At 74.3% G+C, this 7882-nt stretch carries 9 protein-coding genes; 4 read left to right on the top strand and 5 right to left on the bottom strand.

From position 1 onward, the window contains the following. Window positions 1-113 precede the first annotated feature (113 nt). The 3 genes from ABT247_RS29610 to ABT247_RS29600 form a co-directional block, all read right to left on the bottom strand. Window positions 114-1145, bottom strand: coding sequence for a LacI family DNA-binding transcriptional regulator (locus tag ABT247_RS29610; protein WP_350748514.1), 1032 nt, complete (start codon window positions 1143-1145; stop codon window positions 114-116). Between the two features lie 148 nt (window positions 1146-1293). Then, window positions 1294-1734 carry a VOC family protein gene (locus ABT247_RS29605; RefSeq protein WP_350748511.1) on the bottom strand — a complete coding sequence of 147 codons (441 nt, stop codon included), beginning with the start codon at window positions 1732-1734 and terminating at the stop codon, window positions 1294-1296. A gap of 103 nt (window positions 1735-1837) precedes the next feature. Beyond that, window positions 1838-2878 carry a LacI family DNA-binding transcriptional regulator gene (locus tag ABT247_RS29600; protein WP_350748508.1) on the bottom strand — a complete coding sequence of 347 codons (1041 nt, stop codon included), beginning with the start codon at window positions 2876-2878 and terminating at the stop codon, window positions 1838-1840. Window positions 2879-3155: 277 nt separating this feature from the next. On the opposite strand from ABT247_RS29600, the gene ABT247_RS29595 reads away from it, so the two are divergent. Further along, complete coding sequence (locus tag ABT247_RS29595) at window positions 3156-3638, top strand: GNAT family N-acetyltransferase (protein ID WP_350748505.1); 483 nt, start codon at window positions 3156-3158, stop codon at window positions 3636-3638. Window positions 3639-3672: 34 nt separating this feature from the next. After that, complete coding sequence (locus ABT247_RS29590) at window positions 3673-3882, top strand: hypothetical protein (RefSeq protein WP_350748502.1); 210 nt, start codon at window positions 3673-3675, stop codon at window positions 3880-3882. A gap of 36 nt (window positions 3883-3918) precedes the next feature. On the opposite strand, the gene ABT247_RS29585 is transcribed toward ABT247_RS29590, so the two are convergent. Further along, window positions 3919-4818, bottom strand: a complete 900-nt coding sequence (locus ABT247_RS29585; RefSeq protein ID WP_350748499.1) for a helix-turn-helix domain-containing protein — start codon at window positions 4816-4818, stop codon at window positions 3919-3921. Between the two features lie 142 nt (window positions 4819-4960). Between ABT247_RS29585 and ABT247_RS29580 the strand changes: the two genes are divergently transcribed. Then, complete coding sequence (locus ABT247_RS29580; protein ID WP_350748496.1) at window positions 4961-5764, top strand: alpha/beta fold hydrolase; 804 nt, start codon at window positions 4961-4963, stop codon at window positions 5762-5764. A 456-nt stretch (window positions 5765-6220) separates the two neighbouring features. Next, window positions 6221-6424 (top strand): cold-shock protein, encoded by a 204-nt coding sequence (locus ABT247_RS29575; protein WP_045694210.1) that lies wholly within the window; start codon window positions 6221-6223, stop codon window positions 6422-6424. A gap of 192 nt (window positions 6425-6616) precedes the next feature. Here the strand turns inward: ABT247_RS29575 and ABT247_RS29570 are convergent. Further along, the coding region (locus ABT247_RS29570) for a PTS transporter subunit EIIC (protein WP_350748493.1) at window positions 6617-7882 on the bottom strand (1266 nt) is incomplete at its 5' end.

Raw genomic sequence — 7882 nt, 5'->3', positions numbered from 1 at the left:
GGCGGAGCCCCCGCCGGGCGGAGGGTTCCGCCGCCGGGCGGAGCGAACCCGGCGCCGGGCGGATGGGGCGACCCGCCAGCCCCTGGGGGACGGCCCGTCGGCCCGTGACGCCTTCAGCGCCGGACGGCGGGGCCCGCGCTGCGCCGCAGCACCATCTCCGGGGCGATCTCCACCCGGGCGTGCGGGACCGCCCCGCCCTCCAGCTCCTCGACCAGCAGTTCCAGCGCCTTGCGGCCCAGCTCGCCGAAGTCCTGCCGCACGGTGGTCAGCGGCGGGGTGAAGTAGGCGGCCTCCGGGATGTCGTCGAAGCCGACCACGCTGATCTCCTCCGGGACGGACCGGCCGGCCTCGTGCAGGGCGCGCAGCAGTCCCAGCGCCATGTGGTCATTGGCGCAGAACACGGCTGTGACATCGGGTAGTTGTGCGATCCGCAGCCCCGCCTGGTAGCCCGATCGGGCACTCCAGTCGCCGCGCTCCACGTCCGGCACCGGCGCTCCGGCGGCCTCCAGGGTGCGGCGCCACCCCTCCTCGCGGTCCTGGCTCTCCAGCCAGTTGGCCGGCCCCGCCAGGTGGTGCACGGTGCGGTGGCCCAGGTCGAGCAGGTGCCCGGTGGCCTCTCCGGCACCGAAGCGGTTGCCCACCGACACCATCGGCACCCGGGCCTGGTCCCCCGATCCGACCGCGACCACCGGCACCGAGCTGGAGAGCCGGGCCACCGCGCTGACGGCCGAGGTCTGCGGAGCGATCACCACGACGCCCTCGACCGCCTGGTCGCGCAGCCGGTCGACGGCCTCCTGGACGGAACGGCCGTCCAGCGAACGGAGGCTGGTCACGCTGACGAAGTACCCGGCGCTGCGCGCGGCGCGCTCGATGCCGTCCAGCATCGCGGCGGGGCCGTAGAGGGTCGAGTCGAAGCTCACCACGCCGAGGGTCTGGGAGCGGCGGGTGACGAGCGCGCGGGCGGCGGAGTTGGGCCGGTAGTCCAGCTCCCGGATGGCGGCCAGCACCCGGTCCCGGGTGTCCGGACGCACGTGCGGCGCGCCGTTGAGCACCCGGGACACCGTCTGGTGCGACACGCCCGCCAGCTTCGCCACGTCGGCCATCACGGGCAGGCGCTGCTCCGTCCCGGCGCTGTCGGTTCCCACTGCCAGTCCCCTCCTCGGCTGTGACCACAGTACGCGACCGGGTCCGGGCCGATCCGTCACCCTCCGTTCGGCGGAGGTCGCCACCCCCGGGTGCCGGGACCGCCCGGTCGAGTGCCCGGTTCAGCGGGCTCAGCCGACTCCGCGGGGCTCAGCTCAGCTGCTCGGCCAGCGCGAGGACGATCCCGCTCGGCCCCCGGAGGTAGCAGAGCAGGTAACTGTCCTCGTAGCGCGTCACCTCTCCGACGAGTTCGGCGCCGTGGGGGCGGAGCCGGGCGAGGGTGTCCTCGAGGTCGTCGACGGCGAACATGATGCGGTGCAGGCCCAGCGTGTTCACCGGAGTGACCTCCGGCTCCGGGGTGATCGCCCTGGGGCTGTGGTACTTCGACAGTTCGATCCGGCCCGGGGCGTCCGGGACCCGCATCATCGCGATCTCGCTCCGCAGGTCGTCAAACCCGACGACGCTTCCCGCCGAGCGCCCCTCGACCTTCGTCCGGCCCTCCAGCTCCATGCCGAGTTCGGTGAAGAAGGCGATGGCGGCGTCGAGGTCGTCGACGACGATACCGATGTTGTCCATGCGCTGAACGGCCATGCCGACGAGGATAGGGGCCGGGTCCGACACCACCGGCTCCGCTGCCGTCCCACCGGCGACCGTGTCGTCCCGCCGTCCGGGGGCGCCCGAGGACGGCACCGAGTCACAGGAGTGACGGCGCGACGGGAGAGCCGCTCGAGGCGCGCACCACCAACTCGGGCAGCAGCCGCCGAGACCGGGCCCGCCCGCCCTCGATCCGGCGCAGCAGCTGCCGGACGGCAACCCGGCCCTGCTCCGCCATCGGTGACCGCACCGTGGTGAGCGCGACCGGCAGTTCGGCGGCGACCGGGGTGTCGTTGAACCCCGCCAGCGCGAGGTCCCGTCCCGCGCGCAGGCCGAGGTCCCGGGCCGCGCCGAGGACCCCGATGGCCGCCAGGTCGTTGACGGCGAACAGGGCGGTGGGTCGGGAGCCCGCGGTCAGCAGGGCGGTCGCCGCCGCACGGCCGCCCGCGGTGTCGAAGCCGCAGTGCCGCACCAGTCCCGGCGGCACCGGGAGCCCCGCCTCGGCGTACCGGTCCACGAACCCGGCCGTGCGGTCGGTGCCGGTGCTGGCGAACGGTTCCCCCGCGACGCAGCCGACCCGGGTGTGGCCCAGGGCCAGGAAGTGCTCGGCCACCAGGCGCCCGCCCAGGTAGTCGTCGCAGGTGACGGCAGGTGTGTCGCCCTCGGTGCGGCGGTTGACCAGGATGTGGGGCGTGCGCCGCAGGGCCGGGTCCGCCAGGGCGGCGCCGTCCAGGTGGGCGTCGCCGATGACGATGCCGTCCACCCGCCTGCCGAGGACCATCGCGATCCGCTCGCGCTGGCGGACCGGATCGTCCTGGGTGTTGGTGACGAAGGCGGCGAGCCCGTGCCGGGCCGCCTCCTCCTCGATGCCCTCGTAGACGGTCGCGACGACGACCTCGGACAGCCGCGCGAACACCACCCCGATCAGGTTGCTGCGCCGGGTGCGCAGGCTCACGGCGGCCGGGTCCCGGCGGTAGCCCAGCTGCGCAGCCAGTTCCCGCACGCGGTGGGCCGTCGGCCCCGAGGCGGCACGCCGTCCGTCGTCGTCGCGTCCGTTCAGGACCCGGGAGACGGTGGACACGTCCAGCCCCAGCTGGTCGGCGATCATCTTCAGCGTCACCGGGCGGCTCTCGATACCCACGACCGACTCCCTCTCCTCCACGACCGCCCATTCTGCGCGATCGCCGGCCTCGGCCGTGAGGCGCCGGCCGGCCGGGGCCGACGCGCCCGCACCGGGGCCAGGGCCAGGGCTGATGCGTTCTCAGGCGCTGAGCCGGAGCATGGCGGCTGCTCCTGGACGCATGAGTCCTGAACACGTGACCTCACCAGCCGTCACACCCGCAGCCCCTACCCGCACTCCGCCGTCCGGCAACAGAAAACCGCAGGTCAGACCGCAGATCGACGGATAGGGTGCCGCAATGACCTCAACATTCCGTCTCGCGGAGATCACCACCGACAACGTGGAGGACGCCCTTCGACTGTCCGTACGTCCTGACCAGCAGGAATTGGTGCAACCGGTCGCGCATTCCCTCGCCCTGGCGTACGCGTTCGGGGACACGGCCTGGCCCCGGCTGATACTCGACGGCGGGGAGATCGTCGGCTTCGTGATGGCGTTCTTCGGGGTACCGTTCGATGCCGACCCGCCCGGTGTCACCCGCGCCGGTCTGTGGCGACTGAACGTGGCCGCCGGCCAACAGGGCCGAGGGATCGGCCGCTTCGCCGTTGAGCAGGTCGCCGAGGAGGTCCGGCGGCGCGGCTGGAGTCGACTCACGACGTCCTGGCACATCGCTGACAACGGCCCGGAACCGTTCTACCGCCGGCTCGGCTTCCGACCGACCGGCGAGATGACCGGCGACGAGGTCATCGGGGAACTGGAACTGGGCGTCGCCGAGCTGACGTGACCTGCTGGTAGGCCTCCCTGCAGATGCCCGTGCGGTGGGCCTCCAGGCCGTAGCGCTGGTGATCGCCGAGGTCTCCTCCTCCCGGATCGGTGTCCTCACACACCACTGCGAGGACACCGCCCCGCCGTGCCTGCCCGCCGGACTGCGGGAACTGTCCGCCCTGGCCGAGGTCCGGGTGGCATCCCCGGTCCCCGCCCGGTCCGGGGCCGTCCGGACGATTCCCGCCCTGGCCGGCCGGTCCTGACCGGCTGCCGTTGGGGGCCGCCGGGCGGAGCGCTGTTCACCGTGCGGTCGGGACACCGGCCCCGGGGCCGGCCGCGCCGTGGACCGACCGCCAGGCGGCGGGGGGCACCCCGGTCTGGCGGCGGAAGAAGGTGGTGAAGTTGCCGACGTCCCGGAAGCCGAGGCGCCGGGCGCAACCGCCGACCGGGAGGTCGGTGTGCGCGAGCAGCCGCTTGGCCTCCAGCAGGATGCGCTGGTCGAGGAAGGCCTTGGCGCCGGTGCCGGTGACGGCACGGGTGGCCCGGGTGAGGGTGCGCGGGTCGTAGCCGAGCGCGCGGGCGTGGTCGGCCACGTGGTGCCGGGTGGTGAAGTGCTCCTCGACGGCGTCCCGGTAGGCGCGGAAGACGGCCGTCTGCCGGTCGCCGGCCGGTGGTGCCGCGACCGGGTCCGCCGCCGCGGGCAGTGCGCGCAGCAGCAGCGCCGCGAGGAGGTGGGAGAGCAGCACGGGCGATGCCAGGGCGGGTGTGCGGGAGGCCGCGTCGTGCTCGCGCCGGAGGTGCTCGGCCGCGAGCAGGGCGAGGTCCAGTCGCCGGCGGTCGAGGTGCCAGCACGCCGGTGCGGCGGTCTCCGCCGTCGTGAAGCCTGGCAGGAAGCCGGTCCGGAAGAGGATCAGGGGGCCGTCGCAGCCGTCGATGTCGCTCCAGCGGTGCACCGTGCCCGGCCGGATCCACACCGCGCTGCCCTCCTCCAGGCGGTGCCCCTGGAAGTCCGCCTCGTGGGCGCCGGCACCGGAGCCGACGAGGGCGAAGACGTGGAAGTCCGGGCGTTGCGGGAGCACTCGACGGCGGGCGGTGTCCATGGCACGCAGCCCGGCGAAGTCGAGGACCTCCACGCCGTACGGCGAGCCGACGGCCGGAGCGTAGCGCAGCTGCCGTACGGCCTGGTGTCCGTTTTCCACAATCGCTGCGCCCCTTTTCACCGTGGCCGGGCGGGCGTCCCGCCTACGGTCGTCCTGCCCGTTCTAGCGGGCGCAAGGCTACCGATGCGGGTGTGCCGCGGCACGGCGGCGGTCCCCGTACGGCGGACGGAAAGGCACAGTGATGACGGAAACCACAAGGCCGCTTCCCCTGGCGGGCGGCAGCCTGGACGTGCGGATCGGAGGAGGACGGCAGGGGCCGGCGCTGGTGTTCGCCCACTACTGGGGCGGGTCCGCCGGCACCTGGGACGCGGTGATCGAGCGCCTGCCGGCCGGGCAGGCCACGGTCCGCTTCGATCAGCGCGGCTGGGGTACGGCACGGGCGCTGCCCGGGCCGTACCACCTCGACCAGCTCGCGGAGGATCTCGCCCGGGTGGTCGAGGCGTGCGTGCCGGGACCGTTCGTCCTCGTCGGCCACTCGATGGGCGGCAAGGTGGCCCAGCTGCTCGCGGGCCGCCGGCCCGCCGGACTGGCCGGTCTGGTGCTCGTCGCTCCCGCTCCGCCGCGGCCGCCCGCCACGGTCACCGAGGCGTACCGGCAGGGCCTGTCCCACGCGTACGACTCGCCGGAGACGGTCCGGCACGCCCTCGACCACGTCCTCACCGCGCTGCCGCTGCCGGAGGCCGTGCGCGCCGCGGTGGTCCGCGACAGCCTCGCCGCGGGGGCCGCGGCCCGGGAGGAGTGGCCGCTGCGCGGGATCGCCCAGGACATCACCGGGGTCGTGCGCGGCATCGAGGTCCCGGTGGCGGTGCTGACCGGGGAGCACGACCCGGTGGAGCCGCCCGAGGTGCTGCGCGCGTGCCTGCTGCCGTACGTCCCGCACGCGACGCTGACCACCGTCCCGGGCGCCGGGCACCTGCTCCCGGTGGAGTCCCCGGACGCCGTCGCGACCGCCCTCCGGGATTTCCTCGCCCGCCTCAGGCGGTGACCGGATCCTCCGGCGCCGGGCGCTGACGGCCGACCCGGCCCGGGATGGCCCCGGACGGCGCCGGACGGCCCCGGGCAGCGGGCCGGGAGGCCGGTGATCACCCGGTCGGACGCGCCGTACGGCGAAAATCCGCCTCCTCGGAAGTCAGCCGGGGCGCAGGCCGTACGACCGCCAACGGGCCTGCCCGCGGGGCCCCTTGGCGGTCGCGGCCGGACGGGGTCGAGCGCCCCGGCGGGGGTATTCCGGAAACCGGGCGTGAAATATCCGCCCGTCGCGTGCCCGGGCCTGCTAGAGTCGTTTTTAGTTGCAGTGGTTCCCATGAACTTTGTGTGCGCCTGCTGATGTATCACCGCAGGCGCATTTTTGTTTCCCGGCTCTTTCCCGGGTGGATGGTCATCGCGGCGACGCGGAGCCTGCGCAGTGCCGGCTCCGGACAGCCTCTGAAGGAGAATTTTTATGGCTAATGGCACCGTGAAGTGGTTCAACTCGGAAAAGGGCTTCGGCTTCATCGAGCAGGAGGGTGGCGGCCCGGACGTCTTCGCCCACTACTCGAACATCAACGCCAACGGCTTCCGTGAGCTGCTCGAGGGCCAGAAGGTCGAGTTCGACGTCACGCAGGGCCAGAAGGGCCCGCAGGCGGAGAACATTCGCCCGCTGTAGTTCTCTGCGATGGCTCAGGCCTAGCAGTGACGGGCCCGCACTGCGCATTTCGATGCGCGGTGCGGGCCCGTCGGCGTTTTCCCCGGCTCTCCGCGAGACCGGGAGTGCCCAGGTGCGCCGGGGCACCGAGCCGGAGGACGGGGTCGGCGCGGGGCCGGGGAGGCGAGGGGCCGGCAAGTGCCGTCCTTCGGCTCAGGGTCGCAGGTCCGCCGCTCCCCCGGGCGCCTCGGCGGCGGGCTGGGCGGCGGTGGCGGTCCCGGCGGCGGGCTGGGCGGCGGGCCGGGCGGCAGGCGGCGCGGCGGGCTCCGCGGTCACCGCGTTGTACTCGGCGAGCGTCGCCCGGGTGAAGCCGAAGAAGTAGGTGGCGAGGAAACCCACGACGTAGCCGGTCAGCAGTCCGCCGCCGTACACCGCGGCGCTCGCGGCCATCCCGTGCGGGCCCGCCAGCAGGGGGAACAGGGCCCAGCCGGACGGACCGACGGCGGTGGAGCCGACCGCGCTGCCGAGCTGGCCGGCCACCCCGACGAAGGCGCCACCGGCGGCGCCGCCGACGCAGGCGGTCACGAAGGGCCGGCCCAGCGGCAGCGTCACCCCGTAGACCAGGGGTTCGCCGACACCGAGCAGGCCGGCCGGGAGCGCGGACCTGATGACGGCCCGGACGGAGGCGTTGTTTCGCAGCCGCAGGTAGACCGCCGCGGCGCAGCCGACCTGCCCGGCGCCGGCCATGGCGAGGATCGGCAGCAGGACGGTGGAGCCCTGCTGCTGGATCAGGGTGGTGTGGATCGGGATCAGCGCCTGGTGCAGCCCGAGCATGACCAGCGGCAGGAAGAGTCCGCCGAGCACCAGCCCGGCGAGCAGCCCGCCGTGGGCGAGCAGCCAGGTGGCGGCGTGGCCGATGGCGGCGGAGACCTCCCCGGCGACGAACATCAGGCCGAACAGCGCGGCGAGCCCGCCGACCAGGACGGTGACGGTGGGGGTGACCAGCACGTCGAGGGCGTCGGGCAGCAGCTGCCGGGTCCAGCGTTCGACCTGGACGGCGAGCAGCGCGGCGCCGAGCGCCCCGACCACGCCGCCCTGCCCGGGGGTGAGGTGGTGGCCGAAGGCCTCCACCTTGGCCACCCCCGCGTAGACGATCACGCTGGCCACGGCCCCGCCCAGCACGGGTGTGCCGCCGAACTCCTTCGCCGTGTTGTAGCCGACGAAGACGGCGAGCAGGGACATGAAGCCCGCCGAGACCGGCCCGAGGGCGGCGACCAGCCCGGGTGCCCAGCCCAGGTTGGCGAGGGCGCCGGAGAGGGCGGCGACGATGCCGCAGCCGATCAGGGCGGGGATCAGCGGGACGAAGATGTCGGCGACCCTGCGCAGGGCCCGTTTCACCGGGGTCGCGTTGCGGAGGCGGGCCTCGGCCCGGATCCGCGCGCCGGCCCCCGCCCGGGGCGCGGCGGGGGGGGCGGCGCG

The organism is Kitasatospora sp. NPDC001539 (assembly GCF_040298565.1).
GTDB lineage: Bacteria > Actinomycetota > Actinomycetes > Streptomycetales > Streptomycetaceae > Kitasatospora.
Note: the sequence above shows the minus strand (reverse complement) of the source record. Positions and strands in the feature narration are given on the sequence as shown.

Bases quoted from the DNA above. Each gene is read 5' to 3' on its own strand.
- ABT247_RS29575 (WP_045694210.1), top strand. From the start codon at position 6,221: ATGGCTAATGGCACCGTGAAGTGGTTCAACTCGGAAAAGGGCTTCGGC.
- ABT247_RS29595 (WP_350748505.1), top strand. From the start codon at position 3,156: ATGACCTCAACATTCCGTCTCGCGGAGATCACCACCGACAACGTGGAG.
- ABT247_RS29580 (WP_350748496.1), top strand. From the start codon at position 4,961: ATGACGGAAACCACAAGGCCGCTTCCCCTGGCGGGCGGCAGCCTGGAC.
- ABT247_RS29605 (WP_350748511.1), bottom strand. From the start codon at position 1,734: ATGGCCGTTCAGCGCATGGACAACATCGGTATCGTCGTCGACGACCTC.